The following is a 26,913-nucleotide window of genomic DNA, read 5'->3' on the forward strand; positions in this document are numbered from 1 at the left end:
TGCTAGCGTGTCGGGTCGAGCGCGCTGCGCCGGGATTTCAACCGGCCCATATCGCCTATCTCATCGGCTTTGCCGGACCAACCGTCCGAACCACCGCCCTGGGCCAAATCCTGCAAGGCCGCGATCCGGTCTTCGGTCGCCGGGTGGGTGGAGAACATCTGCTTCACACCGCTTGGAACGATGTAAAGCTGTGCCGCTGCCGGATTGCGCTGGGCCACCGGATTGGCAATTTTCTGCGCCGCGCCCGAAATCTTGCCGAGCGCCGAGGCGAGCGCAAGCGGCTTGCCGCTAATCTCTGCAGCGGCGCGGTCGGCGCCATATTCGCGGGTGCGGCTGATCGCCATCTGGACAATCATTGCCGCAAACGGGGCAATGAACACCGCCAAGATTCCCGCCAGCCCGCGATTGCTACGGAAAAACATGCCGAAATTGGCGAGCATCGACACCGCACCGGCAATCGTTGCAACCATTGTCATGATCAGCGTGTCGCGGTTTTTCACATGGCCCAGTTCATGCGCCATCACGCCTTCAATCTCTTCATAGCTCAGCATGTTGAGCAAGCCGGTGGTGGCGGCCACCGCGCTGTTTTCCGGATCGCGCCCGGTGGCGAAGGCATTGGGTTGTGCCTGATCGACAATATAGACTTTCGGCATCGGCAATTGCGCGCGCTGGGCGAGATTCTTCACCATGTTGTAGAATTCCGGATGGCTATTGCCGTCCACCTCGACCGCGCCGTGCATTTTGAGCACGATCTTGTCGGCGTTCCAGTAGGTGAACAGGTTCATGCCGGCCGCGACAAGCAGCGCCAGAATCGCGCCACGCCCGCCGCCGAGCGAGAAACCCATGACCATGAACAGGGCGGTGAGCGCCGCCAGCAGCATCGTTGTTTTCAAAAAGTTCATCGCAATACTCGCTTGAATAACCTCGGTTTCCACTCAATATAGGGGCAGGGGCGGGTTTTTTCAATTTGAAGGGCGAGAGAAATCATGGCGCAGCGCAATAGAAAACCCGGCGAACGGCCCGCTCATGTCAAAGCGCCGGCGCATCTCACCAAGAGTCCGCCGGTTCCGCAACCCGACCCGATCGAGAAATCCGAAGAGATTGTCGAAAAGGATGGCCCCACCCGCTATGGCGACTGGGAGCATAAGGGCATGGCGATCGACTTTTAATGCAAGATCTGCAGACTCCCGCCCTGCTGCTCGACCTGGCCAAGGTTGATGCCAATAGCGACCGTCTGCTGGACCATCTCAAAACGGTCGCCCCGGAAGTTTTGCACCGGCCCCATTTGAAAACCGCCAAGTCGGTTGATGTCGCCCGCCATGTCCTCGAAGGCCGGCCGGCGGCGATAACCGTTTCGACTTTGCGCGAAGCCGAGATATTTGCCGCGGCCGGGATCACCGACATTCTGCTGGCGGTCGGCATCGTCCCCGCCAAGCTCCCGCGCGTGCTCGCCTTGCGGCAACAGGGGGCGGACCTCAAGATTGTCACCGACAATAGCGCCATGGCCCGGGCCATTGCCGATTTCTCGCGGACCCATGACTGCGCTCTGCCGACATTGATCGAGATTGATTGCGACGGCCACCGGTCGGGTGTCCCCGCGTCCGACGCGGACCAGATTGTCGCGATTGGCAATCTGTTAATGGAGGGGGCCGCCGTTACCGGCGTGATGACTCATGCCGGTGGATCCTATGACGCGCGCTCCGCACCCGCGCTCGCAGCGGCGGCAACCGAGGAGGTCACCGCCATCAAACAGGCGGCTAGCGCCTTGCGCGACGCCGGCCTGCCCGCACCGATTGTCAGTATCGGGTCGACGCCCACCGCCCATCATGTCACCAATCTGGACGGCGTTACCGAGGTCCGCGCCGGGGTCTATATGTTCTATGATCTGGTCATGGCGGGTTTGAATATCTGTGCCATAGAGCATATCGCCTTGTCCGTGCTGACCACGGTGATCGGGCACCAGCCGGACAAGGGCTGGATCCTGGTCGATGCCGGTTGGATGGCGATGTCGCGCGATCGCGGCACCGCCGATCAGGCGGTCGATCAGGGCTATGGCCTGGCCTGCAATCTGTCCGGGCAACCCTATGGTGATCTGATCATGACCGGCGCCAATCAGGAACATGGCATTCTCGCCCTGCGCGCCGGTGCCAAGGGCAGCCTGCCGGATCTCGCTATCGGCGACCAGCTGCGTATCCTGCCCAACCACGCCTGCGCAACCGCCGCGCAACATCAAAGCTATCATATCCTCGATGCCGATGGGCGGGTGATTGCCAACTGGCCGCGGTTCAGCGGATGGTAGGACGATTTCTGGAGACGATGAATGATGATTAGCGCCGAAATTGCCGCCCTGATTGGCGCCGTGGTCGGCGCGGCGGCATCGCTCAGCACCGCCTGGCTGACTCACTGGCTGGGCCGGCGGCGCGAGAATAGTCTCGATGCCAAACGACGCGAGCGCCTGTTGCTGCTGCTGAACGGCGAAAAATATAAATGGCGCAGCATCGCCACGCTGTCCTCAGCGATCGGTGCGGATGAATATAAGACCAAGGAATTGCTGATCGAGATCGATGCCCGCCAGAGTCTGTCCAACACCGAATCCTGGGGCCTGATCGCGCGCAATCCCTATCCCGAAGATATTCAGCCGCAGGACTGAAGCCATGCAGCCTAGCCGTCGGCCGGCACCGCATAAAAGTCGCGATAGGAGATCAGCTGACCGTCGGCGACCTTGTAGAGACCGACGCCTTCAATATCGCCTTCAGGCCGTTTCCACAGCCAACGCGACCAGGCGACATGTTCGTCTCCGGCAATTTCCAGCACTTCAAAATGCATTTTCTTGTCGGCCAGTTCCTTGGTGAGATGGCCCAGCAGCTTGGTGATTGCCGGCTTGCCTTCCACCCGGCCAATTGCCGGATCCTCAAACACCGCATCCTCGGCGAACAGGTCAACCAGCTTGGTATAGTCGTGGCCGTTCTGGATCTCCCAGAATTGTTCAATCACGTCTTTGGCATTGGGCATGGTCCGGTCCTTTCATTGCGGCTGCGCAGATTCCGCCTGTTGTTTGACCAGCGCCGCTTCAAAGGCAACTGCCAGCTTTGCTATGAGCGCTGGAAATCCTTCGGGATCGACAAAGGCCTCGGTGTCGCCGGCAATCAGCCGCGCACGCTTTTGCTTGAAGCCGAAAAAGCCCGGATGATTGGCCAGAAACACATCGGGCCGCCAGTCCTTGGTCCGGGCAAATGTCCGGCGATAGTCCGCGACAATGCCGTCATATTGCGGTGGGCCAATCAGCCGGTTTCCGGCGACAGTGGCGGAACAGAAGAACAGCACGTCGTGTACTTTCTCGGCCATGGGTTGCTCCATCGTCCAGCTGGTGCAGCCGCGCGAATGGCCGGGCGTGATATGGGCGGTGAGGGTGACCGGGCCGAGCGTCACGGTGTCGCGATCGGCAATGATGCGGTCGACCTTGACCGGCGGCGCGGCCAGCCAGGTCTCGTCTTCCGCGCCGAGGTAGAAGCCGCCTTCCAGCGCCGCGCGGTCGCCGGCGCTGGAGACCATTTGCGCGCCGCTGAGTGCCTTCAGTTCGGCCAACCCGCCGCTATGATCGAGATGGGCGTGGCTGTTGAGCAGGATCTTGATATCCTTGGGATCATAGCCCAGCTTGCGGATCGCATCCGCGACATAGCCGCCCTGATCCGGCATGCCGCCGTCAAGGACGATATGGCCTTCTGCCGTCGGAATGAAAAACATGCCGAGTCCCTCGGTACCGACATAATAGATGCCCTGCTGCTCATCGCCGATGATCCGGAAGGGCTCCACCCCAGCGTACCAGTCCGGACTGTTCTTGCGCCAGTTGGCGAGATGCCCGGCCTCGACTCGGCTCGCTGGCAGTTTTGTTGTGGTTTCCTGACCGGCGGAACTGGCCGGCTCAGCGGGCGGCGAACAGGCCGCCAGGCTGCCGAGCAGGCTTGCCAATAATAATGCTCTGATCGCCTGGATATCCCGTCCCCCACTTTTGTCCACGCCAGCGATGGCAGCTAGGACCTTTCGAAAAACTGAATGGTCTCCTCATCGACCGGGAACATCAATTCAATGCGGGTTTCGCCCGCTTTGGTATCCTGCACCGAGCCGAACTGGGCAATGGTCGAAAAGAGCGATAGCCGGTTCTCGCCGATCCGGAACACCGTCGGGATGACCGCCTGATTGAGATTGATCGACCCGATATCGGCATTTTGCAACCGGTCCATGGCGGCCAGACGCTGCGCCATCGCGGACAGGGTTTCATCACCGCCCAGTTCGAGGATTTCTGTGCGCAACCGGGTCAGCGACAGCACCGCGACCTCGTCCCAATTTTCGATCAGACCCATGTCGACGCTGGCGATCAATATGTCGATCAGATTGGCCGTGGCTTCGCCGCTCGCCAGCGCCATCATGATCGTCGCGCCCTGGTTGGATTGCACTACATTCCAGTGCCGGTCGATCGCGATACCGGGATAGGGATCATGGCTGGCGAGCATCGTTTCAATCGCCTTGTGCACCGGGGCAAGTTCGGGCGCATTGTCATCGAGACTGGGATAGACCGCGGCAAATCCCGCGGCGTTGAGCGCCTGATTGGCAGCCAGCTTGGGCAGTTGCAGCGCCTCGGACAGCCGCAGGACCATGGCCCGGCTGGGATTGGAACGCCCGGATTCGAGAAAGCTGAGATGCCGCGCAGACATATCCGCTTCGAGCGACAGGTCGAGCTGGCTGAACCGGCGGACCTTGCGCCATTCCTTCAAGATGCTGCCAAATTCCGTCTGCATATCGCGCTCCTGTTTCACCAAGCCTAGCACCCGCTTATGCCATGTCCCCGGCCAGTTGCACCTACCTGGCAGGTAATTGTTTTGCGGATGGCGCCGCTGCATATCCCGATCAACACAACACAGGAGACCCGATCATGACACCCCAGACAGCTCTTGCCTTCATGCGCGTCATCGGCGCCTTTTCGATCCTCACCGCCGTGGTCTTTGCCTTTGCCGGGGTCAATGATTTCACCGGTGCCAATGACCTGTTCCTGCGGATCGCGTCTTCGGGCAATGCCGGGGTTGCCGGTCTGACCACGCCCGAATCGAAGCTCGCCTTTGCGATTGCCGGCGGCGTCTTTGGCGGGCTGGGCGCGATGTATCTGTTCATCTCTGCGCCCGGTGTGGCCCAAGGCAATGAGCTCATCCGGCGCGGCAGCATCTGGGTTTTCCTGACCTGGTTCGTGATTGACAGCAGCGCCTCTGTCGCCAGCGGCAATGCCGTCAATCTGATACCCAATATGGTCTTTCTGACCCTCTATCTCGCACCACTGCTGCTAGTGAAACAGCCGAGCGCGGTGACCAGCAGCTGATCAGACCCGGCCGTTGACATCCTTGATCCACGGACCGAAGGGCGAATTGCCGAGCATTGCCACCTGCGTCTTCGCGCTGACTTCGTTGATCGCCAGTTGGGGCTTGCGGCCAGGATGGACCGGCAGCCGCAGCGGGCGCTTGCCGGCAGACAGGGCGATCAGGTCGGCAATCGCCCGCGGGACATCCATCGGATCGGTTGACCCGCCGCCGTCCCGCAAGGCGCCCGCGACCAGTGCCGGATAAGCCGCCTTGCGCTCCTCCTCGGCCCGGTCGAGCATCGGCGCGGTCAGCTGGTTGCCATTGTCCCAGATCTTGGTCGGAAACCCGCCCGGCTGGACCACGGTTACATCGACGCCATGGGGCACCAGTTCATAAGCCATTTGCTCGCTCATCGATTCGACCGCAAATTTGGTCGCCGAATAGAGCCCCATGCCAGGCACCATCACCCGGCCGAGTTGCGACGAGACATTGACGATCAGCCCGGCCTTTTTCGCGCGCATCGCCGGCAAGGCGGCCCGCGCCACCCGTTGCATGCCGACCACATTGGTGTCGAACAGCAATTGGGTCATCGCGACATCCTGCAATTCGACCGGCGCGCCGGTGCCAATGCCGGCATTGTTGATCACGACATCCAGCGCACCACCATTCAGACGCTCCGCTTCGGCGACCGCCTTGGCGACCGACTCGTCCGAAGTCACATCCAGCGCGATGATGGTGATATCGAGCCCATCCTCATCGTCCGCTATGGCCTGCATTTGTTTTGCTTCCGGGCGCGGCAGATTGCGCATGGTGGCAAATACCTTGGCGCCGCGCTCGGCATAGTGCAGCGCGCCAAGATAACCAAAGCCCGACGAACAGCCGGTGATCAGGATCGCCTTGCCGGTGAGATCGGTCTTGCCATCGGCGGCGCTGGCGGCGCAGGCGGAAACGGCCAGGCCGGTGGCGGCGGTGGCGGCCAGAAGCTGGCGGCGATTGAGGCTTTGGTCGGTCATCGAAAAACTCCTGCTTGTGATCAACGGCAATAGTATCATAGACTGGTTGGATAACACTATGGGATATTCTTTCCGGCAAGAGGAAGAGTCTCGACAGGCAGGGGAACCAGATCATGCAGATAAGCCAAGCCAGCGACGCGGTCGGCGCAATTGTCGAAAATACCGATATCACCAAGCTGTCGGACGATCAGTTTGCCGAATTGCAGGCGCTGTTTTTCGATCGCGGCGCGCTGTTCTTCCGCGACCAGCAGCTGACACCGGAAGATCATATCGCCTTTGCCGAGCGCTGGACCGATATTGACATCAACCGCTTCTTCACGCCGGTCGAAGGCTATCCGCAAATCGCCAAGGTGCTCAAGGAGCCTGACCAGACCGTCAATATTGGCGGCGGCTGGCACACCGATCACAGCTATGACGAGGTGCCCGCGATGGGCTCCATTCTTTATGCGCTGGAACTGCCCCCAACCGGCGGCGACACCTTGTTCGCCGGCATGCAGGCCGCTTATGACGCGCTCGACGACACGATGAAGGCGCGGCTCGAAGGCCTCGAGGCACGGCACGGCAACGCGCATATTTTCGGGGCCCAAAGCGAATATCAGAAGAATTTCTCCGGCCGCTTCGGCAATAGCGAATCCGCGGTCCAGGAAGCGATCCACCCGGTCGTCCTGCGCCATCCCGAAACCGGCGCCAAGGGGCTCTATGTCAATCCCGGCTTCACGCTGGATATTGTTGGCATGACCGAAGCCGACAGCCAGGCGCTGCTCGCCGCACTCTACGCCCATACCGAACAGCCGCAGTTCCACTTTCGCCTGCAATGGCAACCCGGCACCCTCGCCATGTGGGACAATCGTTCGACCTGGCACTATGCGCTCAACGACTATCAGGGCCACCGCCGCTCAATGCACCGGATCACCCTGGCAGGCGTGCCGCTGCACTAGTGGGGTGGTGACGCAGTTTAGCCTTATTCTGATTGCCACCTTGTTCTTAACTGGATGCAGTGATTCACAAGACCGTCTAATGGATATGATTGAAGGTCAGGTAATTCTTCCTTCCAAAAGTGAAGGTGATCTCCGAGACTATGCGAGATTCTATGCCTATAAAGAAAATGGAGACGTTCAGATTGTCTACACTAAGATAACTTCATCCGAAGCTGAATTTAGCCTATTTGAGGACGAAATAGAAAACTATTGCTCGACTCGAAAAGATAGATATCCCAATTGTTTGGAAGACTATAAAACGCAATTTTCTGCAAAAGTTGGTGGTCGCTATTGGCTGGAAGACCACAATAATCTGCCGATCCCGGATGACGGTGGTTGTGGCGTTATTCAATTCTCATTTCTGAAGGAAAGCGCTGAAATAACGCAACCACGGTGTAATGGAGGAGGAATTCATTAGCTTCGTGGCTATCGTCCGCATTTTGCCAATGACGAACACTGGAGAAAATAATCCATGCACGATCCATCCATATTAGCTGTAAGCAACTGGAGCACGGATTCAGTATGAAAATCGGACGGGCCAAAGCGAACATATTGCTGCTGAATTCATATCTCTCATTTGCGATTTTTTTGAGTGTTGCAAGCGCTGAACTATCGGTTTCGATGGTTTTTTCTTCGGTATATTTTATCGCTGGCCTGGGATTTTATGTCTACATCATCACCAAACCCAAAGACTGTGGGCACGGCAATCTGCTGTCATGGAAATATAGTCTTTTCTTGCCGCTGGTTAAAGAGCGATGCTCTGTATGTGGGTACCATGTGGTGATTTGATAGCCCGGAAAGCGGGCTTTATCTCCGGCCACTGGTGTCGGCATTCGGGATATTGCGGACACTTAGTCTGTGAACCACCGAGGGAACTTTGCCCGGATTAATCGCACGAGCTCAGGGTCCATATAGCTATAATTGTCTGCTATCCCGAGAACGGTGAGCTTTTTTCTCTTAAAATTGCGCGGAACGCGTTCTGTACTTTTCTCTTATGGCTAGCTTCCATACAGAAGATGGTATCTGCCCACTCTATGAGGTCACCTGACAAGGGTGTCTCTGAATCATGATTTGTACCAGCAGAAAGCGCAGATACTTCGTCTATGTTTGCAAACACAGCCTCCGCAGTTGGGCTTCTCAGTTGATTTCGGCTGCAAACAAAAAGAAAGTTCATCGGAAGAGGGTTACTTTCGAGTGAGAAGTTTGTCGAACGGGAATAGTCTTGAACCCTATTTGCATCCAGTTGATGGATAAAGCGGTCGCTACGCTAGCTTCCGCTATGAGCGCAAAAGCGGGCATTGGAATTGACGGTGATTAATTCATAGTAGACAACCAACATATGAAAAAGGTCATCGGTTCGTTCATTGCTTTGATAATTGTTGCTTGGTTTGGGGTGCCATGGCTTATTGATGAAGCAACCAGCGAATATGTCGAAACCGAAATAGCGGGAGGTTATTTTTTTCAAGCACTGACAGACGACTACGCGGAAATTTATAACAAAAAAACTGCGTTCTCAATAGCACAGCGGGTCGTTTGGTATGACTCCGATGCTAACTTTATCGTCGTAATCCGGAAACAGCAAAGCAATCTGGAATACCAATTTGGGCCGTGTGAATATTATGCCATTGATCACGTTAAAGCCGTTGAATATTCGATGCTGACCGAAAAAGATGCTCGCGATCTGTTGCGATATCAAACAGAACTATATGGCGCTTTTACCGATGAAATAGGCAAGAGATGTAACGTCACCTCGGGCGCAAAGGCGGACATTAGAAACTTGACGCAGAGGCATTGTTTCGGTTGATTGCAGGTGGGGAGATTTCCGGCGAAACAGCTATTGCAGAAATATCAAGGTCGATTGATAGCGGCGTTGACCGTGGCAGTCTTGTTCTCCATTCCGGTAATAGGCCTGTTGTGGATGACAGCGGTTCCCGGTCAATCTTTCGAGGGCGATCTGCCCGCGCTATCGCAACCGGAACGGTCTTCCGCTGATTTTCTGGCCGGGCATGTTTCAATTGTCGGTGCCAGACCGCATAATATTCAGCACTTCACGGCGCTGGAAGATGTCGCTGCTTACATTGAAGAGCAGCTAGTTGCGCTGGATTATACCGTTAGATTGCAACCCTTTTCTGTCGGCAATCGAACCGTGCGCAATATTGAAGCGGTTATTGAACCCGCTTCTGGCGATGCGGAAACCTTGATCATAGGCGCGCATTACGACAGTTTCGGCAAGAGCCATGGCGCCAATGATAACGGTAGCGGCGTAGCGGCCCTATTGGAATTGGCACGGCAGCTTCGGGACCTCGATGGCAAGGGTGGCTTGCGCCTGCGTCTCGTGTTCTTCGTCAATGAAGAGCCGCCCTATTTCAAGACCGACTATATGGGCAGCGCCGTCTACGCGAAGGCGTTGAACAAGCGCGATGAGAATTATCTGGGAATGCTGTCGCTTGAAACAATGGGCTATTATAGCGACGAGCCGAATAGCCAAAAATATCCACCGCCGTTGAGTTTTCTCTACCCTCAGACAGGTAATTTTATCGCCTTTGTCGGTGATAGTTCGGCGCGGTCTTTTGTGAGAAAGACGGTGGGTGATTTTCGGGCAGTGGCCAGGTTTCCGAGCGTAGGAGGCACCGCTCCCGCTTTTGTGCAGGGCATTGACTGGTCAGACCATCGATCATTCAGCGCCGTCGATATTCCTGCCTTGATGGTGACCGATACGGCGGCCTTTCGATACCCGCAATATCATAGTCGCCGCGATACGCCCGAAAAAGTCGACAGTAAACGCCTCGCTCGGGTTGTCTCGGGACTTGCCCAAGTTATTCGGACTTGGTCTGAAAGGCGACAAACGGACAACGCGAATTGATCGATCCAATTTCTGCTATCGCTATCGGGATCTAGCGGTCATCAGCAATATCGAACGGTCTTCCGCTTGTATGTCGCAAAGTCTCGATCGGAACCGCTTTTTCACCAAACTGCTTTATGAAACGCGACTGAATGTTTTTGTGCAGACGTCTATTTGGTTCGCGCTCTAGGTTTGAGTGTGTTCCTTCGGCAAAGAAGACCAGTTTGGAGAACTCGACCGCGGTCAGATTTCCAGTTTCAGGGAGAAAGTCGTCAATCGTGCCTTTGGGGCTCCCACAGCAACCAAGCTCGACGCATAGTTCCCAGATAAACACATCTCTCGGGGTGGGCGAAACAATGTCGATCTCATAATCGTCCGTGTTGCACCAAAACTCAATTTCGTTTTCTGTTATTGTAGATGCCGATCGATCTTCCGCACCATCTTTCAATTGATAGCGAACCCCGCATTCTCCCAAGGGGGAATTTCATGGCGATCAGCTCACGGTTCGATGGTCAGATATATGGGTTTGTCATTATAGTTTATGAATGTGGCAATCGTCATTCCGCGCAGTTATCTTTTCGGCTATTGGGAAACAAGGGATAATCACGGCGCACAACCAACCAAATGTGCCGCAAATGAGAAGAGATCGTTATGCACAGAATTGCCACTCTATTGATCGGTCTGATAGCGGCGCTGCACTTCTATATTGCCTGGTTCGAGATATTTGCCTGGGTGTCTCGCGGACCAGACGTGTTTGCAAGCCTGCCCGCTGATTTGTTCGAGCCAACCGTGGCGATGGCAGCCAATCAGGGATTATACAACGCCTTCCTGGCGGTGGGACTGACTTGGTCCTTGTTCATCAGGGACGCGCAATGGCGGTTCAAGGTGGCGACCTGCTTTTTGGCCTTTGTCGCCATTGCCGGGATTTTTGGCGCCTATACGGTTGCGCTGAAAATCGCCGTTGTGCAGACCGTTCCGGCGGTCCTTGCCTTTGTTTTTGCCACTCTGGCCTATCGGAAATCCTTGCATAGCCCCGGCTGAATGGCTGCGGGCTCATCAGTCCGTTTTTCTTGCGCCTGACGGTTCCGGGCCTATGATCTTGCAATGTTTCGCTTTGCCCCTGTTGCGCTTCTCCTGTCAGCATGCGCGCCAACCACCGACGATGAACTTGTCGACAAGCTTGTCAGCCAACAATATCCCTGGACACAATGTGTCGCGATCCATGGAAAAACGATGGTCATCAAGTCAGACGAAAACGGGCCGCCAGCAACGCTGGAAGCCAGGCTTTTTCAGGATCCGGAAACAAGAAAATCAGCGAGTATGATAGAGACTACACTGGACTCCGATGGCATCGACATCTCGCCTGCTCGAACCTTCGGTGCATTCTCGGGAGATGATTGCCCGATGCGCGTCAATGCACCAACACAATCACGTAACCATGCCTTCCTGACTTATAGCGATCCTGGCGGGGAAATAGGCGCCTATGCGTTTTACTACGACGACGCGCAGTGGACATTTGTTGAAAAAATACATCTTGGATACTGGTAACGCCTTAGGTTGGACCACACCAATACCCACCTCCTCCTCACCGCTCGCTAAGCTGCGTTATCGGGCTCGGCCGGCACATGGCGCAACAGGTCGCCGGGCGTGCACTCCAGATAGTCGCAGATTTTGGACAGGGTTTCAAAGCGGATGCCTTTGACTTTACCGGATTTCAGCAGCGAGAGATTGGCGTCGGTGATCCCGACATGAGCGGCGAGATCCTTGGATTTCACTTTCCGCACGGCGAGCATCACATCGAGGGTCACTTCGATAGCCATCAGACAATCTGCCGCAATTCGTCCTGAATCTCACAGCCTTCGCGCAGCGCACCGGCCAGCGCGGTGAGAACAATGCCGATGAGCAAGGTCAGGGCATTGGGATCGATCAAATAGACAAGGAAGCTGATGGCGTTTTCGATCATCGGCTTCGGTTCGATCAGCATCGGCAAGAGAATGTCGAAAAACAGAAACACGATATAGAGCAGAATCATCGCGCGGCCCATGCGGGACAGCGCATCGGCGGTGCTGTCCAGAAACAGCTCGCCCTGTTCCGCATGTTTCAGAAACTGGTTGATCGACCGGAACAGCAACCAGAATGTGAGGATCGCGAAACCGCTGGAGAAGATGATCGCCGCCTGGGCGACCATGGTCAGCTTGGGCGCGGTCGACTCAATATCAATAAAGTCGACGAGCATTTCGGTATCGCCCGTCAAGGCGCCAATAGCGGTGATGAGAATGACCAGTCCGACGAGCGACGTCATCACCCCGGCGAGCACCCGCAAGACCCGATAAAGCCATCGATTCTGGACCAAAGCTTTCTGAATCATAGAAACTACCTTTTGTTTGACAGATATATTTTATTGTATAACAGAAAAAAATATTCATGGTTCAGAAAGATTTTACGGTGTAACGGGCCATATTCAATCAAAATGTTCATCGAAGGAAATTAAACATGGAACTCTGGAAAATGGGAGCGATCACAGGAATGACCGCTTGCAGCCTTGTTCTGGGCGGCTGTGCGGACACCGCATCCGGATATCGACCGATCATCGACGGTTATGAGGGCGCGGCCTATCATGCCGATCTGGCCGATTGCCAGGCCCTGGCGAAAAACAAACATGATGATGGCAGCGGAGTTTTGGCTCTGGCGGGCGCGGTCATTGGCGGTGCTTTTGGCGCGATCGAGGGCGACTCGGTCGAAGGCGCGGTTGCTGGCGCCTTGTTGGGCGGCCTGATCGGCGGCGCGAGCGGTGCGGCGGAAACTGAAACAGACCGCAAGCATATCGTCATACGCTGCATGTCCGGTCGCGGCCATCCCGTGGTGGGGTGATAGCATGGGATAAGCCCGAACCCCTGATCCGCAAGCGCTCCGGTTCCGACCCCGGCCCGGGCCAGCCGATCACCATCACAGACTAGAAATTTTACCACTTTTACTACCGGGACGCCGCGTTTCTGGAGACAGATTTTCTGCGCCCAAATTTCCCCAAAATGTCAAGAAAGGACATATCATGAAGACGACTCTTATCCTATCCACCATGGCCGTTGCGCTCTCCAGTTTTGCCGGAGCATCGGTTGCCCATGCACGCGAGGGCGATGAAAATTTTGAAGGCGTGAAGGTCGGCGTGCAAGCCGGCTGGGAACGCCGCAAATTTGACGAAACTGTATTGCCAGCCCCCGATACGGTGCGGTTGAACGACAAGGCCAGCGGCATTGCCTATGGCGGATTTGTCGGATTTGATGCCCAGTTTGACAAGCTAGTGCTGGGCCTCGAAGCCGATTTCAGCCCCAATGGCAAAAGCCTGCGCGCGGCGCGTCCGGAAGGTTCGATTGAACTGGATTCAAAATGGTCAGCCGGTGTCTCGGCGCGGGCGGGCATTGCCATCACACCCAATGTCCTCGCTTATGGCCGCCTGGGCTATGGCCTCAACCGCTATACCGTGCGCGGCCTGGTGACCGGAAACACCACGCCGGTCGTGACAGAAAAGGCGACCGGCGGGCGCCTGATCTACGGCGGCGGCGTGGAAGTGGCGATCAACCGCCATGCGTCTTTCCGGGTCGAATATCGGCGCAACGAACATAAGCGCTCGTTCGACTCAAACCAGGTTCTGGGCGGTTTGACCTTGCGCTTCTAAGCTCCCTGAGAAGCGCACCCCCGGGAGACCGGGCGACGGCATTCTGCACCCGCTAACCATCGCCCGGTCTCCCTATCATCCCACCCTCCTGTTCACGGATCGCAGCAATCCCATGAAAAGCCGAGCATCGCAAAAACACCCTGGTCCTGCCATTGCCATGCGGAATCGTCCAGCTGCTGCTATTGGCTGGTCCGCTTTCTGATCTGGGGCAACCGCAACTGCTGAGTTGCCAATCGGCGGTATCTGATGGGTGCGGTGGGAGGTCCCGCCCTCGGAATCAGGTCATGCGAAGAAAGAATTGACATTAAATCGATATATATCGATATAGTGATCATGCGCAAAACAAGAGCCCCTTCCAAAGCAACCAAACGGGCCCTGACAGCCTTGCTCGACGCGCCGCAGGGCCTGCATGGCTATGAGATCATGCAGATGACCGGTATCAAACCCGGCACGCTCTATCCGATGCTCGCCAGACTGGAAGATCAGGATTTTCTGACCTCGCACTGGCAGGACGCGGCTGTCGAGGGCCGGCCGCCGCGGCATATTTACAGCCTTTCGGCAGCCGGGCGCGTTGTGGCCCAGCGATTGATCGATGACGCCCGCGCCGCACCCGCCCCGCAGCTGAAACCAAAATCCGCATGATGCGCCTGGTCCTCCTGCGTCTGATCCATTGGCTCACGCCCGCGCATCGCAAAAAATGGGCCCGGGCGATGGACGCTGAAATGGCCAACATGCCAAAGGACAGCGAAGCCGTGATGTTCGCGCTCGGCTGTCTGATCGCCTGCTGTCGCTTTCATCTGGAATTGAAACTGTCGCCCGAAAAACCATGGAGAGATGCGATGCAAGACCGGTTCACGAGGATAACATTCGTCTCAGGCGTGATCGCCTGTCTGATCGGGCTGGCTTATCTGGCAGTGGCAGGCGCGCCCGCCATGATGATGATCGTCAATGGAGCGGCCATGACGATCGGGCTCCTGTTAGCGATCGCCGTGATTATATCGGTCCGGATCACCAATCGGTTTGTGATCCTCTGTGCGGTGACGGCTTCGCTGATCCTGTTTGCCACCGCAACCTTCGGCTATGCGATTGCCGATGCCAGGCGATGGGTCTTGATGGGGCCTTTTTTCATACAGACCAGCCTCATTCTTCTGCCCCTCATCGCGCTCAGCTTTGCGAGAGTGCAAAATATCTGGACGCTATTGGCGGTCTGCACGGCCGGCATTGCCATGGCGTTGCAACCGGATCGCGCCATGGCCGGCATGCTGTTTGCGGCGGTCGCCGTGATTGGCTGGTGGCGGCCAGGCCGATTGCCGTTCACCGCAGCGCTTGTCTGTGCAACTGGTTTTCTGACTACCCTGTTTTTACCGGACCGCCTGCCCGCAGTGCCCTTTGTCGATCATATTCTCTGGACCGCCTTTGACAGCCATATCATCACCGGACTGTCGCTCTGGATCGGCTGCATGGCGCTGGTTTCCCCGATATTTTTCATCCCGAGAACCGAACGCAGCCTGCTGCACGCCACCTTCGCCACATGCTGGCTAGCGCTGATCGCGGCGGCAGCGATGGGCGCCTATCCCACGCCAATCGTGGGCTATGGAGCCAGCGCGATTATCGGATATTTTCTGAGCATCCTGTTGATCCAACCGATGAGCCAGTCACACCCGGTCGGCGGCGAGGACCGCAACCGGTTGTCCGCATCGGATAAGAACAGCGCCGAGAGCCCTATCCACACGCCGTCATTCGCGGCCTGATGCTTTCAAGCCATGGCGGCCGCCGGTTTTTGCCGGAAAGAACAGCGCGGCATAGAGGCCGACAAACGCCGCCAGACACCAACCAGACTCCCGCCCTCAATTCACGCCGACAACCACGCAATCACTTGGCATAACTTACGTTGTCATCACTGCGCGCGCGATAAGTTGGTGCCTGGCCTTTCCCTTTCTGGCCGGTTTGCCCAAAACAGAATCAATGTCGCGACGACTGATAACCCCCATAGAAAGATTTTGGGGTTCACGGTCATGAAATTGAGGAACAGCGAACCATGGCTGACCAGGTACAGGCCGATCAGGACCAGGCCCCATTGTTTGCGCCACAATTGTCCCAGGGCGCCCAGGCTGATCGTCACACCCATGAACAGGATGAACGCAAAATAGGAGATCGGTGTAAAACCGATCAGGTTAACCGGCCGCTCGGCAATGAAGCGCCGTGTATCGGCCAAGGCTTCGACAGCTTCACCATCGAACATCCACCAACCCATGGCCTGCCCGATCATCAGCGCGCTCACGCCAATACGGATCAGACCGGAACCGAGGAAGACAAGGCAAATGACAATGGCAAGCGCACGCTTCATGCTGTGTTGCTATTATAATACAGCAAGTCTGTCAACGCACACCAGGCCGCTAGATGGGTCCAACTTTTGCGTCCGCTTCCGGAATACCGCAGAAATTGGGAAGGTGATGAGCGATCATGGATCAAAACCATGGAAAACCCGGCAAAGGTGGAGCGAATTGTTTTTGTGCGACGTGATGACGGGGCCGTCTCCTATCGCCATCAATCTCGCGCAAATGGAGAATGGGGGGACTTGGTCCATATCGCGGCAAACATGATTCTGCATTGACGGCTGAAACCGAAGCGATGCAGAGGGTTTCTTGGATGAAGCCACGTTGGCAATGACAGGCGGCTTACTTAAAAGTCCGCTTTCGCTGATAACACCGACACTGAACCAACAAGCTAACTCTAGCCTTCTACAACAAATCAACTCCGGACCACCACGAATGACATTTTTCAATCGAGTAAGATGCGATCGGGTCATTCTAAGGACCCAATTCTTTCCCTATCTAGCAATCTGCTGGTTGCCCTTGGTGGTGATCGTTGGTGTTGGGTACAGTAATTTTGGCCGTGACTTTTTTGATTTTGAGCATCTGATGAACCAGCGTGATCTGTTGTTTCACCCTGTATTTTCGATCATCATCCTGTCAGCCTTTCTGGTGATTTGTCTTTTCCAGACCGTTGATCTCTTGTTGTCCAAGCATTGCCTGTTGGGCATCCGCGGCAATGAATTGGTGTTGCTGAGACGAACGCTATACTCGTTGTCGGATATTGATATTGATAATATCAGGTTGGGGGGACGGTTCCACAATATTGTTTGTATTCCAAGGTTTGGCGACAGGAAGGATATTGATGTGCCGCTCATCGCAACCGACGTTGGTAAATACCAAGCTATTGAATTGATAAAGAAGGCTTTGACGGAAATGTCTCGAACCGGTGGCTGACGGTAATGGCCTCGCTAACATTCGCTTTAGGGATATTGCGAACGTCAAGACTGCTGCCGAAGACTGCTATCCATTGCAAAGATTGATACTAAGGAAAAATCAAAAAAAATGCATCACGAAACTGACATTTTGCTTGTCGCAATATTGACCGACTTCAAAAGCTTGCATGCGAAATTGCAGGATCAGAATTTGGCATCGGAGTCAGACGAATACCACAGCAGGATGTTTGAATTTTATGAAGAAGCCGTGACGAATTTCGGGAGTGATATTATACTTGTAGTGTTCGCCCATAGCTGTTGGGCTTTGACAGGAACCAATTTTCTGGATGCAAGTCTGTCAGAAATACTGAACAGCAAACTGAGCTTGCTGAATGAGAAATTTCAGGAATTGGCTGGTCTTTACCAAATGGAAGATCGAGACAGAATATCAGGCTTGGACTGGACCAGCCAGGACATCGAAATTCTCAGATCTTATGATTTGCTTCAACTTAAGCAGCATCGCTAGTGCCCGCTGTCGGGTCAGAGCAGACATGACGATGACAATCGCCTAGACCAATCCGAAATTCATTTTTCCAAGCGGATGAGAAAATCATGAATCTAGAAGAGAGCTTTTCAGTCATTTTCGCTTCGCCGCCTGATGAAGAGCAAAGGATTGCCGAACTCTATGCCCAGGACCGGTGCGTCATCGAGCTGCGCAGGGGTATATCTGATGATTTTGACGTGCGGTTCATTGATCATGCCGGTCGTGCATTGGGCGAACTGAAGCTTTCCCGACTAGAGGACATGATTGCTCGAGCCAAAGAGGGGCTGCCCCGACCTTTGCCCTAACACAACCCAACCCCCATCGGCTCTTTCCTACATATAACCAAATCGGTTATTCTTTGGTTTTCTATCTAACCAAAGGAAAGCCAGTATGACCGATCAACCCACCCAGAACCAGTTTGCCGATATCCCTGCGACCGCCGATCTGGCGCAGCCGCGGGTGCGGCATGATGGCTGGTCTCCGGACCGGCAGGTGCTGTTTCTCGAAGCATTGGCGCGGATCGGCAATGTCAAGGCGGCGGCGGCTTATGCCGGATTGTCGCGGGAAAGCGCCTATCGGCTGCGGCGGCGCGCGGATGGGCGGGCCTTTGCCCGGGCCTGGGATGCGGCGCTGATCCATGCACGGGATATTTTTCAGGATGAACTGCTCGACAAGGGCCTGAATGGCTGGCGCGAGGCGGTGTGGCATCAGGGCGAGGAAGTCGGCACCCGGGAGCGCTGGAGCGCGCCGCTGTTTCTGGCCGCGCTGGCGCGGCTCGACCAGATGGCGGATGGTATCGATCAGCAAGGCCAGCCGGCGCGGGCGGCGGCGGCGCATTTTGACGCACTGCTGGAAGGGATTGGCAGGGGCAGCCCCTGTGAAGCGCTGATCGCGGAGATTGACGCCGACGCCGCACCATCACCCGATCAGGATAGCTCCGATCCCGATGGGCTGTCGGGGGCAGAGGACAGGACCGAACTGGCCAGGCGCGCCGCAATGATCCGGATCAACCAGATGGCACCAGAGGATATCGATATCTCCGATCTCGATCTGGCAGATCGCGACAATTGGGACGATCTCCAGTGGGAACGCGCCGATCGCAGCGGCCTGCTCGCGCGCAGCGGGTTTTGTGATGAGCCGCCCGAACCGGTGTGATTTGTGTGAACTTTCAACCGGCCGGTGATCATCGCCAGCCGGTTACAAGCGGCCGTCCATCGCCCGCTTGTAACCGGAACGCGGCCGCTACCCCACAATCACCCTTCGACATTCCGGGCCAGCCCGGTTTATAGAGCAGCCGAACCCCTCTGATCACCAGACGCAAGACAAGGAACAAAGATGGAATTGGTTGGCCCCGCATCCCACAGCTATTTCTCGCAGCGATTGCGGCTGCACTATGCCGACTGGGGCCATGCCGACAAGCCGCCGCTGATCCTGTTGCACGGCGGCAAGGATCATTGCCGCAACTGGGACTGGGTGGCGCAGGAGCTGCGCGAGGACTGGCACATCATCGCGCCGGATGTCCGCGGTCATGGCGACAGCCAGTGGAGCACCGATGGCAATTACACGACCATGGCGATGGTGACGGATCTGGCGCAACTGATCCATCAGCTCGACCTGTCGCCGGTAACGATCGTGGCTCACAGCATGGGCGGCAATATCGCGCTGCGCTATACCGGGCTCTATCCGGACACGGTGCGCAAGCTGGTGGCGATCGAGGGGCTGGGTCCGGGACCGGAAATGCTCGCCGAACGCGAGAAAACCGGCCAGCTGCAACGTGTCCGCAACAGCATCGAGGAAAAGCGCAAGGCCGCCGGACGGCAAGTCAAACGCTATCCGACCTTTGAAGACGCGCTCAAACGGATGCAGGACGCCAATGGGCATTTGTCCGACGAACAGGCGCGGCACCTGACAACCCACGCGGTCATTCGCAACGAGGATGGCAGCTATAGCTGGAAATTCGATCCCTATGTCCAGCACTGGGATTCGATCGACCTGTCCCAGGACAATATCCACGAGCTCTGGAGCAATATCAGTTGTCCGACGCAATTGCATTATGGCGCCGACAGCTGGGCGAGCAATCCTGAGAAAGACGGCCGCATCCAATATTTCGGGGACAATGTCGCAGTGAAGGAATTTGCCGATGCCGGTCACTGGCTGCACCACGACCAGTTTGACCAGTTTGTTGGCGAATTGCGGGCCTTCCTCTAGGCCGCTCGCAGCCAAGCGCGTTTGGTCAATATGGCGCATATAATGAAGCAATTCCGCGCAGAACCGGCAGCAGGTGGCCGAAAATATCAAAACCCTATCACATTTGATGTGATATAGCTCTGGACGGATCACATTACAGTGTGATAACAGCGCGGCTTAGGGAATAGACCTTACAAATAGACAGGGCTGCATCCATGAGCAAGATATTGATAGAACAACTGATTGACCTGATCGACTCCGGACAAGAAACCCGGGCGGGACTGGCCCGGGCGGCGGGCCTGCATGCCAACAGCCTGCGCCGGCTCGGCGAAAGCGACTGGAACCCGACCGCGGAGACACTCGGCAAGCTGGAAAAATATCTCGCGCGCGGCGGCAGCGGCGTGATGGCGACAGCCGAAGAGATTATCAACGAAGCGCGCAACGGCCGCATGTATATCCTGGTCGATGACGAGGATCGCGAGAATGAGGGCGATCTGATCATCCCGGCGCAAATGGCGACTCCGGATGCGATTAATTTCATGGCCAAATATGGCCGCGGCCTGATCTGTCTGGCGATGGCCAAGGACCGGGTGGAGGAACTCGGCCTCGACATGATGAGCCAGAATAACCGCACCGCCCATGAAACCGCCTTCACCATCTCGATCGAGGCGCGCGAGGGCGTGACCACCGGCATTTCTGCCGCCGATCGCGCCCGCACTGTTGCGGTGGCGATTGATGGCACCAAGGGCAAGAGTGAGATTGTCACGCCGGGCCATGTGTTCCCGCTGCAGGCGCGCAATGGCGGCGTGCTGGTCCGCGCTGGCCATACCGAAGCCGCAGTCGATGTCTCGCGGCTCGCCGGGCTCAACCCATCGGGCGTGATCTGCGAAATCATGAAAGATGATGGCGAGATGGCGCGGCTCGATGATCTGATCGAATTTGCCCAGCATCATGGCATGAAAATCGGCACCATTCGCGATCTCATCGCCTATCGGCTGCGCAATGATCATCTCGCGCAAAAGCGGGCGGAAGCGACATTCGACAGCCGCTGGGGCGGCGAATGGAAGGCGCTTACTTTTTTCAACACTGCGACGGAATCGGAACAGATTGTTCTGCAAAAAGGGCATATCGATCCGGAACAACCGACGCTTGTGCGGATGCACGCGACGGCGATTTTCGACGATATTTTCGGCAAAACCGGCGATCATAGTGGTACTTTGTCAGAATCGATGAAGATTATCGGCGAGGCCGGATCCGGTATCATTGTCTTCATCAGCCCGCGAATGGCCGATTTCTATTCCCGGCAGGTCGCGCGTCTGAACGGAGAAAAACCGGCTGATATGGATCAGTTGCGCGACTATGGCGTCGGCGCCCAGATCCTCACGGAACTCGGCGTGAGCGATATGGAATTGCTGTCCAATACCAGCCATGACCTGGTCGGCCTCGATGCTTATGGCTTGCGGATTGTCGGGCAACGGGCGATCCCCACAGGCGTCGCAGCCAAAGAACTGGAGACCGCATAATGGCCAAATTTCTTATCGTCGAAGCGCGCTTTTACGACCATCTCAATGACATGCTGCTCGACGGCGCGAAGGCCGCATTGTCGGCCGGCGGCCATGAGCATGAAACGCTGACCGTTCCCGGAGCGCTGGAAGTGCCTGGCGCCATCGCGATGGCGATCGACAGCGGGCAATATGACGGCTTTGTCGCGCTGGGTGTCGTCCTGCGCGGCGAAACCTATCATTTTGAGATCGTCTCCAATGAAAGCGCCCGCGGGATCATGGCGCTGTCGCTGGATGGCGCGGCGATTGGCAACGGGATCATCACGGTCGAAAATGAAGCGCAGGCGCTGGCCCGGGCCGACAAAGGCCAGAAGAACAAGGGCGGCGAGGCAGCGAAAGCAGCGATTGCAATGCATGAACTGGGGCAGAAATTCGCGGTTTGAGCCGCCCAAAAAACGACCTTGCAAATCACGGCTTGACAATATTCATTTAGTACTCTAAACATTATGACACTAAATGATTGAGAGCGAAACATATGGCGATTCGGGCGATAGCCAAGCGGACCAGGTTCTCACGAGCTTGCGCCAGATCATTCGCGCTATTGATGTCCAATCCAAGAAGCTGGCCCGGGAAACCGGGTTGACCACACCCCAGCATGTCGTGCTGAAAGCGGTGGACGCGCTGGGTGAAGTCACGACGCGACAATTGTCCGAACATATCAGTCTGAGCCAGCCAACGGTAACGCTGATGTTCGAGAAGCTCGAGAAGCATGGTCTGGTGGAACGCTATCGCAGCACCACCGACAAGCGGATTGTGCATTCCCGGCTGACCAAGAAAGGCAAGGCCGCGCTGCAAGCGGCACCGCCGTTGTTGCAGGACCACTTCCTCTCCAAATTTGGCGGTCTGACGACAGACCACCGCAAATCCATTCTCTCTGCGCTGACCGACGTCGCGCAGATGATGGGGGCCGATGAGCTAGACGCATCGCCGGTCCTGACAATAGCTTCTCCACCGACCCACTAGGCCGGCCGGATCGAAGCGAGATGCGTCGCTAACCCCTTTGCAGTGCTCCGCCAAGCGTATGAGCACGCAATATGAAAGGACCAAGGTATGACTACGACAATTGAAAAAACAGACATTCGCGACATGAAAACCGATCTGAAACGCGACGATCGCGTGCAGATGGCGGAGAAGCTTGGTGAAGTACTCGCCTCCACCTATGTGCTTTATCAGAAGACGCAGTCGGTGCACTGGAATGTGACCGGACCGATGTTTGTCAGCGTCCACAAGATGACCGAAGCCCAATATGAAGATTTGGCAGAATCGATCGACGCACTGGCCGAACGGATCCGGGCGCTGGGTGCCAAAACTCCCGTAGGTCTGTCGACTTATATCAACAACAGCACGATTGATGACCAGACCGACTGGGGCGATGTCGACGCCATGCTGACCCAGCTGTCGAGCGACAATCTGACCGTGGCCGATCAGATGCGCGAATTTGTTAAGCTCGCGGAGAAAGCAGATGACGTCTTTACCGCCGACCTGCTGACATCTCGCGTCGGGGCACTGGAAGAAGCATCCTGGATGCTGTCTGCCAGCTTGTCCTGATCGGGCACCAGCCATCGACACACAGAACCAAACAAGGGATCCCTAATGACTATGGATAAGAATGAAGCGCGCCAGGGCATATGCGTCAGGAATATGCCAGCCATATTGGTCACCTCCACCCTGCTGGCGATCGCCGGCCTGGCGGTGACGGCCGGCGCTTTCTAGAAACGGGATCCGATGCCACCGGGTGATCCGGTGTCGCACATTGACCAGACTAAAGCCGCCGCTGTCTATTTGATAGCGGCGGCTTTTTCTGCGCGCAACGCTGCGACGTCTTTGCGCAAGTGCCGGATTTCATCAAGGATTTCATCGCGCTGGGCGGTTTGCTCTTCGTCGGCTTCCTCGTGCATCGCGTTGACGATAATCGCGATAAACAGGTTCAGCACGACAAAGGATGTGACCAGCACGAACGGCACAAAAAACGCCCAGGCCCAGGGATAGACTTCCATGATCGGGCGGACGATCCCCATCGACCAGCTTTCCAGGGTCATGATCTGGAACAGCGAATAGAGCGACGAGCCGATCGAGCCGAACCATTGCGGAAAAGCGCTGCCGAACAATTTCGTCGCCATGACCGATGCCACGTAAAAGATCAGGCCGAGCAGCAATATTACCGACCCCATGGACGGGATAGCGGCGAGCAGGCCCTGGACCACTTTGCGCATTTTCGGCATCGCCGAAATCAGGCGAAACGCCCGGATGATCCGCAACGCCCGCAATATCGCGAAATTGCCGCCAAGCGGCAGCAACGCCGCCGAGACAATGACAAAATCGAAAACGTTCCAGCCGCTTCTGAAAAAGCCCAGGCGATAGACCAGCAGCTTGAGCACAATTTCGATCACGAAAATGGTGATCGCGATCGTATCAAGGGCGAGCAGAACCGGGCCAAAGCTATCCATCGCCAAGGGATATGTCTCCAGCCCGATGATAATCGCATTGACGATGATCACCGCCATGATCGCATTCTGAAACGCTACCGATTCGATCAGTGCCTTGATTTTCTGCATGTCTTCGGGAACCTTGTGATGACTGGAACAGCTGTCATTTGGCGAATTTGGGTCCGCGGATCAAGCGAGCTGTCCAAGTTTATCAGCGCTTGCCTTTTTCAGCCGGCCCGAGTATAGTTTCATTTGTAACTATATTGCTCTTGATTGTTAGGAACGCTCCCATGGCTGATCTTTTTGAAAACCCGGCCGGCCTCGACGGCTTTGAATTTGTTGAATTTTGCGCACCCGAAAAAGGCGTGCTCGAACCGGTTTTCGAAACCATGGGCTTTACCTGCATCGCCAAGCATCGCAGCAAGGACGTCCACCTGTGGCGGCAGGGCGGGATCAATCTGATCATCAATTACGAACCGCGATCTCCCGCCTGGTATTTTGCCCGCGAACATGGCCCATCCGCTTGCGGCATGGCGTTCCGGGTTCGCGATGCGCACAAGGCGTGGGATCATCTGCTGGCCAATGGTGCAGAACCGGTGTCGGTCAATACCGGCCCGATGGAACTGCATATCCCGGCAATCCGCGGAATAGGCGGCGCCATTCTTTATCTGGTCGACCGCTATGAAGGCGGCGAACGGGGAGAGGATCTTTCGATTTATGATATTGATTTCGAATATCTGCCCGGGGTGAATCGTCATCCCGAAGGGGCCGGTTTTCACACCATCGATCACCTCACCCACAATGTCTATGGCGGCCGGATGAAATATTGGGCGGATTATTACGAAACCCTGTTCAATTTCCGCGAGATTCGCTTCTTCGACATCAAGGGCGAATATACCGGACTGACCTCCAAGGCGCTGACCGCGCCGGATGGCAAGATTCGTATTCCGCTCAACGAAGAAGGCGAAGGCGGCAAGGGCCAGATCGAGGAATTTCTCCGCGAGTTTAACGGCGAAGGCATCCAGCATATCGCCCTGATCTGTGAAGATCTGCCGGCCTGCTGGGACCGGCTGAAAGCCCTGGGCGTACCGTTCATGACCGCGCCGCCGGCAACCTATTATGAAATGCTGGATGGCCGGCTGAACGGGCACGGCGAAAATGTCGAAGAATTGCAAACTCGCGGCATATTGCTCGACGGCTCAACCGATGGCGGCGAACCCCGTTTGCTGCTCCAGATTTTTGCCGAGGCGCAAGTTGGCCCGGTATTCTTTGAATTTATTCAGCGCAAAGGCGATGACGGCTTTGGCGAAGGCAATTTCAAGGCGCTGTTCGAAAGCATCGAACGGGACCAGGTGGCCCGCGGCGTGCTCAACACGGAACCTGCCGAATGAAGACACCAGCCATCCCGCCCGCGCCCAAGATCAACGGCATTCATCACGTCGCCTATCGCTGCAAGGATGCCAAGGAAACGGTTGAATTCTACCAGCGCATTCTCGCAATGCCGTTCACCGTTGCCTTTAGCGAGGACCATGTTCCCTCCACTGGTGAATATGATCCCTATATGCACGTGTTCCTGGACGCCGGCGGGGGCAATATCCTTGCCTTTTTCGAACTGCCCGAACAGCCTGAAATGGGCCGCGACCCCAATACCCCGCAATGGGTTCAGCATATTGCATTTCAGGCGCCGACCCTTGACGACCTGATGGCCGCCAAGGCGCGCGCCGAGGCCGAGGGCATCGAGGTGATCGGGCCAACCAACCACGGTATCTTCAAGTCGATCTACTTTTTCGATCCCAACGGACACCGGCTCGAGCTGGCCTGCAACACCGGTACGCCGGAAGAAATGGCCGAGCTCGAACGGGTGGCCCCGGAGATGCTCGAAGAATGGAACCGCACCAAGAAGGCACCCCAGCATGCCGCCTGGCTGCATGAAAAAGCACGCGACGAGCATTGATAGTCTATCCCTATTCGGGCAGTCTCCATTTCTCCGTTCGGTCTGACCGGCGCTCCAAAAAAAGGGATAGTAGATGAAACTCGCTACGCTGAAGAACAACACGCGCGATGGCCGGCTGGTCGTGGTCTCCACCGATCTGACGCGGTGCTGCGAAGCCAATAATATTGCGCCGACCCTGCAGGCGGCGCTCGACAATTGGGACTATTGCAGTCCACGGCTCGAAGCCCTGTCCCGCGATGTTGAGCATCAGGCGGTTCCATGCGAGCGCTTTCACGAACGCGAGGCCCATTCACCACTGCCCCGCGCCTATCAGTGGGCCGATGGCAGCGCCTATATCAACCATGTCGAGCTGGTCCGCAAAGCCCGCGGCGCGGAAGTACCCGAGAGCTTTTATCATGACCCGCTCATGTATCAGGGCGGCTCCGACGCGTTTCTCGGCCCGCGCGATCCGATCCCTCTGGGTGATCCCGCCTGGGGCTGCGATATGGAAGGCGAAGTGGCAGTCATCACTGGCGATGTTCCGATGGGCGTCAGCGCGGAAGCGGCGGCGGATCATATCCGTCTCATCATGCTGTGCAACGATGTCTCGCTGCGCGGGCTGATCCCCGGCGAATTGGCCAAGGGATTCGGCTTTTTCCAGTCCAAACCGCCGAGCGCCTTTTCACCGGTGGCCGTCACCCCGGATGAACTGGGAGAATCGTGGAAGGATTCAGTGATCCATCTGCCGTTGCATGTTGACTATAATCGTGAGCCGTTTGGCCGCGCCAATGCCGGTGTCGATGCCACATTCAGTCTTGCTCAACTGGTCGCTCATGCCGCCAAAACGCGGCCGCTCTGTGCGGGTACCATCATCGGGTCAGGCACGGTATCCAATCAGGATGCCGACGGCGGTCCCGGCAAACCGGTAGCAGAAGGCGGGCTCGGCTATAGCTGCATTGCCGAAATCCGGATGATCGAGACCATAGCCGATGGCGAACCAAAGACCCCGTTCATGAAAGCGGGCGATACGGTCAAGATCGAGATGCTTGACGCCGATGGCCGGTCGATTTTCGGCGCCATCCGGCAGGAAGTGGAAGCGGTTTAGCAACGCACAAGAGAGAGAGCGTGCGGGGCGCTCGCGCCGGTTTAGAAAACCGCTGG

36 protein-coding genes are annotated in these 26,913 nt (G+C 56.5%); 26 read left to right on the plus strand and 10 right to left on the minus strand.

Annotation, left to right across the window (positions count from 1 at the left end; genetic code table 11):
* Positions 1 to 2: 2 nt before the first annotated feature.
* Positions 3 to 902, minus strand: a complete 900-nt coding sequence (locus ACZ1GS_RS15855; RefSeq protein ID WP_472696132.1) for a M48 family metalloprotease — start codon at positions 900 to 902, stop codon at positions 3 to 5.
* 84 nt (positions 903 to 986) lie between these two features.
* Here ACZ1GS_RS15855 and ACZ1GS_RS15860 point away from each other — a divergent pair, with 84 nt between their 5' ends.
* From ACZ1GS_RS15860 to ACZ1GS_RS15870, 3 genes are read left to right on the plus strand one after another with little or no spacing between them, the layout of a single operon-like run.
* Complete coding sequence (locus ACZ1GS_RS15860) at positions 987 to 1,169, plus strand: DUF1674 domain-containing protein (RefSeq protein WP_472696133.1); 183 nt, start codon at positions 987 to 989, stop codon at positions 1,167 to 1,169.
* A complete protein-coding gene (locus ACZ1GS_RS15865) occupies positions 1,169 to 2,299 on the plus strand; it encodes an alanine racemase (RefSeq protein WP_472696134.1) in 1,131 nt (376 codons plus the stop codon). The genes ACZ1GS_RS15860 and ACZ1GS_RS15865 overlap by 1 nt, the downstream gene beginning before the upstream one ends.
* A 21-nt stretch (positions 2,300 to 2,320) precedes the next feature.
* Positions 2,321 to 2,650 (plus strand): hypothetical protein, encoded by a 330-nt coding sequence (locus ACZ1GS_RS15870; protein WP_472696135.1) that lies wholly within the window; start codon positions 2,321 to 2,323, stop codon positions 2,648 to 2,650.
* Positions 2,651 to 2,661: 11 nt separating this feature from the next.
* On the opposite strand, the gene ACZ1GS_RS15875 is transcribed toward ACZ1GS_RS15870, so the two are convergent.
* The 3 genes from ACZ1GS_RS15875 to ACZ1GS_RS15885 form a co-directional block, all read right to left on the minus strand.
* Complete coding sequence (locus ACZ1GS_RS15875) at positions 2,662 to 3,012, minus strand: nuclear transport factor 2 family protein (RefSeq protein ID WP_472696136.1); 351 nt, start codon at positions 3,010 to 3,012, stop codon at positions 2,662 to 2,664.
* Positions 3,013 to 3,024: 12 nt separating this feature from the next.
* Positions 3,025 to 3,969 carry a subclass B3 metallo-beta-lactamase gene (bla, locus tag ACZ1GS_RS15880; RefSeq protein WP_472696137.1) on the minus strand — a complete coding sequence of 315 codons (945 nt, stop codon included), beginning with the start codon at positions 3,967 to 3,969 and terminating at the stop codon, positions 3,025 to 3,027.
* Positions 3,970 to 4,031: 62 nt separating this feature from the next.
* Positions 4,032 to 4,796: a helix-turn-helix domain-containing protein gene (locus ACZ1GS_RS15885; protein ID WP_472696138.1), complete on the minus strand. Its 765-nt coding sequence runs from the start codon at positions 4,794 to 4,796 to the stop codon at positions 4,032 to 4,034.
* A 134-nt stretch (positions 4,797 to 4,930) separates the two neighbouring features.
* Here ACZ1GS_RS15885 and ACZ1GS_RS15890 point away from each other — a divergent pair, with 134 nt between their 5' ends.
* Positions 4,931 to 5,368, plus strand: coding sequence for a hypothetical protein (locus tag ACZ1GS_RS15890; protein WP_472696139.1), 438 nt, complete (start codon positions 4,931 to 4,933; stop codon positions 5,366 to 5,368).
* Here the strand turns inward: ACZ1GS_RS15890 and ACZ1GS_RS15895 are convergent, their stop codons facing one another.
* The gene (locus tag ACZ1GS_RS15895; RefSeq protein ID WP_472696140.1) at positions 5,369 to 6,361 is read right to left on the minus strand and encodes an SDR family oxidoreductase; all 993 of its coding nucleotides are present in this window, start codon (positions 6,359 to 6,361) and stop codon (positions 5,369 to 5,371) included.
* A gap of 113 nt (positions 6,362 to 6,474) precedes the next feature.
* On the opposite strand from ACZ1GS_RS15895, the gene ACZ1GS_RS15900 reads away from it, so the two are divergent.
* The 4 genes from ACZ1GS_RS15900 to ACZ1GS_RS15915 all read left to right on the plus strand — a co-directional run bounded on the left by ACZ1GS_RS15900 (position 6,475) and on the right by ACZ1GS_RS15915 (position 10,201).
* Positions 6,475 to 7,299: a TauD/TfdA dioxygenase family protein gene (locus ACZ1GS_RS15900; protein WP_472696141.1), complete on the plus strand. Its 825-nt coding sequence runs from the start codon at positions 6,475 to 6,477 to the stop codon at positions 7,297 to 7,299.
* Between the two features lie 79 nt (positions 7,300 to 7,378).
* Positions 7,379 to 7,756: a hypothetical protein gene (locus ACZ1GS_RS15905; protein ID WP_472696142.1), complete on the plus strand. Its 378-nt coding sequence runs from the start codon at positions 7,379 to 7,381 to the stop codon at positions 7,754 to 7,756.
* A gap of 921 nt (positions 7,757 to 8,677) precedes the next feature.
* A complete protein-coding gene (locus tag ACZ1GS_RS15910) occupies positions 8,678 to 9,142 on the plus strand; it encodes a hypothetical protein (RefSeq protein WP_472696143.1) in 465 nt (154 codons plus the stop codon).
* A 114-nt stretch (positions 9,143 to 9,256) separates the two neighbouring features.
* On the plus strand, positions 9,257 to 10,201 hold the full coding sequence (locus ACZ1GS_RS15915) for a M28 family peptidase (protein WP_472696144.1): 945 nt from the start codon (positions 9,257 to 9,259) through the stop codon (positions 10,199 to 10,201).
* Positions 10,202 to 10,232: 31 nt separating this feature from the next.
* Here ACZ1GS_RS15915 and ACZ1GS_RS15920 read toward each other — a convergent pair whose 3' ends face one another.
* Entirely contained in the window at positions 10,233 to 10,628 is a 396-nt protein-coding gene (locus tag ACZ1GS_RS15920; RefSeq protein WP_472696145.1) for a hypothetical protein, read from the minus strand.
* A gap of 203 nt (positions 10,629 to 10,831) precedes the next feature.
* On the opposite strand from ACZ1GS_RS15920, the gene ACZ1GS_RS15925 reads away from it, so the two are divergent.
* Positions 10,832 to 11,221 (plus strand): DUF1304 domain-containing protein, encoded by a 390-nt coding sequence (locus ACZ1GS_RS15925; protein WP_472696146.1) that lies wholly within the window; start codon positions 10,832 to 10,834, stop codon positions 11,219 to 11,221.
* Between the two features lie 63 nt (positions 11,222 to 11,284).
* On the plus strand, positions 11,285 to 11,728 hold the full coding sequence (locus ACZ1GS_RS15930; RefSeq protein WP_472696147.1) for a hypothetical protein: 444 nt from the start codon (positions 11,285 to 11,287) through the stop codon (positions 11,726 to 11,728).
* A gap of 47 nt (positions 11,729 to 11,775) precedes the next feature.
* Here the strand turns inward: ACZ1GS_RS15930 and ACZ1GS_RS15935 are convergent, their stop codons facing one another.
* On the minus strand, positions 11,776 to 12,000 hold the full coding sequence (locus ACZ1GS_RS15935; protein WP_472696148.1) for a helix-turn-helix domain-containing protein: 225 nt from the start codon (positions 11,998 to 12,000) through the stop codon (positions 11,776 to 11,778).
* Positions 12,000 to 12,548: a hypothetical protein gene (locus ACZ1GS_RS15940; protein WP_472696149.1), complete on the minus strand. Its 549-nt coding sequence runs from the start codon at positions 12,546 to 12,548 to the stop codon at positions 12,000 to 12,002. Before ACZ1GS_RS15940 ends, ACZ1GS_RS15935 begins: the two co-directional genes overlap by 1 nt.
* Positions 12,549 to 12,673: 125 nt before the next feature.
* Here ACZ1GS_RS15940 and ACZ1GS_RS15945 point away from each other — a divergent pair, with 125 nt between their 5' ends.
* The 4 genes from ACZ1GS_RS15945 (at position 12,674) to ACZ1GS_RS15960 (ending at position 15,604) form a co-directional block, all read left to right on the plus strand.
* A complete protein-coding gene (locus ACZ1GS_RS15945; protein ID WP_472696150.1) occupies positions 12,674 to 13,051 on the plus strand; it encodes a glycine zipper domain-containing protein in 378 nt (125 codons plus the stop codon).
* A 178-nt stretch (positions 13,052 to 13,229) separates the two neighbouring features.
* On the plus strand, positions 13,230 to 13,853 hold the full coding sequence (locus tag ACZ1GS_RS15950; RefSeq protein WP_472696151.1) for an outer membrane protein: 624 nt from the start codon (positions 13,230 to 13,232) through the stop codon (positions 13,851 to 13,853).
* A 333-nt stretch (positions 13,854 to 14,186) separates the two neighbouring features.
* Positions 14,187 to 14,495 (plus strand): PadR family transcriptional regulator, encoded by a 309-nt coding sequence (locus ACZ1GS_RS15955; protein ID WP_472696152.1) that lies wholly within the window; start codon positions 14,187 to 14,189, stop codon positions 14,493 to 14,495.
* Entirely contained in the window at positions 14,492 to 15,604 is a 1,113-nt protein-coding gene (locus tag ACZ1GS_RS15960) for a hypothetical protein (protein WP_472696153.1), read from the plus strand. Before ACZ1GS_RS15955 ends, ACZ1GS_RS15960 begins: the two co-directional genes overlap by 4 nt.
* Positions 15,605 to 15,750: 146 nt before the next feature.
* Here ACZ1GS_RS15960 and ACZ1GS_RS15965 read toward each other — a convergent pair whose 3' ends face one another.
* Entirely contained in the window at positions 15,751 to 16,200 is a 450-nt protein-coding gene (locus tag ACZ1GS_RS15965; RefSeq protein ID WP_472696154.1) for a hypothetical protein, read from the minus strand.
* A 298-nt stretch (positions 16,201 to 16,498) separates the two neighbouring features.
* On the opposite strand from ACZ1GS_RS15965, the gene ACZ1GS_RS15970 reads away from it, so the two are divergent.
* The 9 genes from ACZ1GS_RS15970 to ACZ1GS_RS16010 all read left to right on the plus strand — a co-directional run bounded on the left by ACZ1GS_RS15970 (position 16,499) and on the right by ACZ1GS_RS16010 (position 22,941).
* Positions 16,499 to 17,122, plus strand: a complete 624-nt coding sequence (locus tag ACZ1GS_RS15970) for a hypothetical protein (RefSeq protein ID WP_472696155.1) — start codon at positions 16,499 to 16,501, stop codon at positions 17,120 to 17,122.
* Between the two features lie 108 nt (positions 17,123 to 17,230).
* Positions 17,231 to 17,626 carry a hypothetical protein gene (locus ACZ1GS_RS15975; protein ID WP_472696156.1) on the plus strand — a complete coding sequence of 132 codons (396 nt, stop codon included), beginning with the start codon at positions 17,231 to 17,233 and terminating at the stop codon, positions 17,624 to 17,626.
* A gap of 86 nt (positions 17,627 to 17,712) precedes the next feature.
* On the plus strand, positions 17,713 to 17,949 hold the full coding sequence (locus tag ACZ1GS_RS15980; RefSeq protein ID WP_472696157.1) for a hypothetical protein: 237 nt from the start codon (positions 17,713 to 17,715) through the stop codon (positions 17,947 to 17,949).
* Positions 17,950 to 18,034: 85 nt separating this feature from the next.
* On the plus strand, positions 18,035 to 18,799 hold the full coding sequence (locus ACZ1GS_RS15985) for a hypothetical protein (protein ID WP_472696158.1): 765 nt from the start codon (positions 18,035 to 18,037) through the stop codon (positions 18,797 to 18,799).
* A 180-nt stretch (positions 18,800 to 18,979) separates the two neighbouring features.
* Positions 18,980 to 19,852, plus strand: coding sequence for an alpha/beta fold hydrolase (locus ACZ1GS_RS15990; protein WP_472696159.1), 873 nt, complete (start codon positions 18,980 to 18,982; stop codon positions 19,850 to 19,852).
* Between the two features lie 194 nt (positions 19,853 to 20,046).
* Positions 20,047 to 21,354, plus strand: a complete 1,308-nt coding sequence (ribB, locus tag ACZ1GS_RS15995) for a 3,4-dihydroxy-2-butanone-4-phosphate synthase (protein ID WP_472696160.1) — start codon at positions 20,047 to 20,049, stop codon at positions 21,352 to 21,354.
* Complete coding sequence (gene ribH, locus ACZ1GS_RS16000) at positions 21,354 to 21,776, plus strand: 6,7-dimethyl-8-ribityllumazine synthase (protein WP_472696161.1); 423 nt, start codon at positions 21,354 to 21,356, stop codon at positions 21,774 to 21,776. Before ribB ends, ribH begins: the two co-directional genes overlap by 1 nt.
* 73 nt (positions 21,777 to 21,849) lie before the next feature.
* Positions 21,850 to 22,356 carry a MarR family winged helix-turn-helix transcriptional regulator gene (locus tag ACZ1GS_RS16005; RefSeq protein ID WP_472696162.1) on the plus strand — a complete coding sequence of 169 codons (507 nt, stop codon included), beginning with the start codon at positions 21,850 to 21,852 and terminating at the stop codon, positions 22,354 to 22,356.
* An 87-nt stretch (positions 22,357 to 22,443) separates the two neighbouring features.
* Positions 22,444 to 22,941, plus strand: coding sequence for a Dps family protein (locus tag ACZ1GS_RS16010; protein ID WP_472696163.1), 498 nt, complete (start codon positions 22,444 to 22,446; stop codon positions 22,939 to 22,941).
* A gap of 230 nt (positions 22,942 to 23,171) precedes the next feature.
* On the opposite strand, the gene ACZ1GS_RS16015 is transcribed toward ACZ1GS_RS16010, so the two are convergent.
* Complete coding sequence (locus tag ACZ1GS_RS16015; protein ID WP_472696164.1) at positions 23,172 to 23,948, minus strand: ion transporter; 777 nt, start codon at positions 23,946 to 23,948, stop codon at positions 23,172 to 23,174.
* Positions 23,949 to 24,109: 161 nt separating this feature from the next.
* Here ACZ1GS_RS16015 and hppD point away from each other — a divergent pair, with 161 nt between their 5' ends.
* The 3 genes from hppD (at position 24,110) to ACZ1GS_RS16030 (ending at position 26,857) form a co-directional block, all read left to right on the plus strand.
* Positions 24,110 to 25,210: a 4-hydroxyphenylpyruvate dioxygenase gene (gene hppD, locus ACZ1GS_RS16020; RefSeq protein ID WP_472696165.1), complete on the plus strand. Its 1,101-nt coding sequence runs from the start codon at positions 24,110 to 24,112 to the stop codon at positions 25,208 to 25,210.
* Entirely contained in the window at positions 25,207 to 25,773 is a 567-nt protein-coding gene (locus ACZ1GS_RS16025; protein ID WP_472696166.1) for a VOC family protein, read from the plus strand. The genes hppD and ACZ1GS_RS16025 overlap by 4 nt, the downstream gene beginning before the upstream one ends.
* Positions 25,774 to 25,846: 73 nt before the next feature.
* Positions 25,847 to 26,857, plus strand: coding sequence for a fumarylacetoacetate hydrolase family protein (locus ACZ1GS_RS16030; RefSeq protein WP_472696167.1), 1,011 nt, complete (start codon positions 25,847 to 25,849; stop codon positions 26,855 to 26,857).
* Positions 26,858 to 26,913 lie beyond the last annotated feature (56 nt).

Source organism: Parasphingorhabdus sp. W113, from assembly GCF_055693205.1.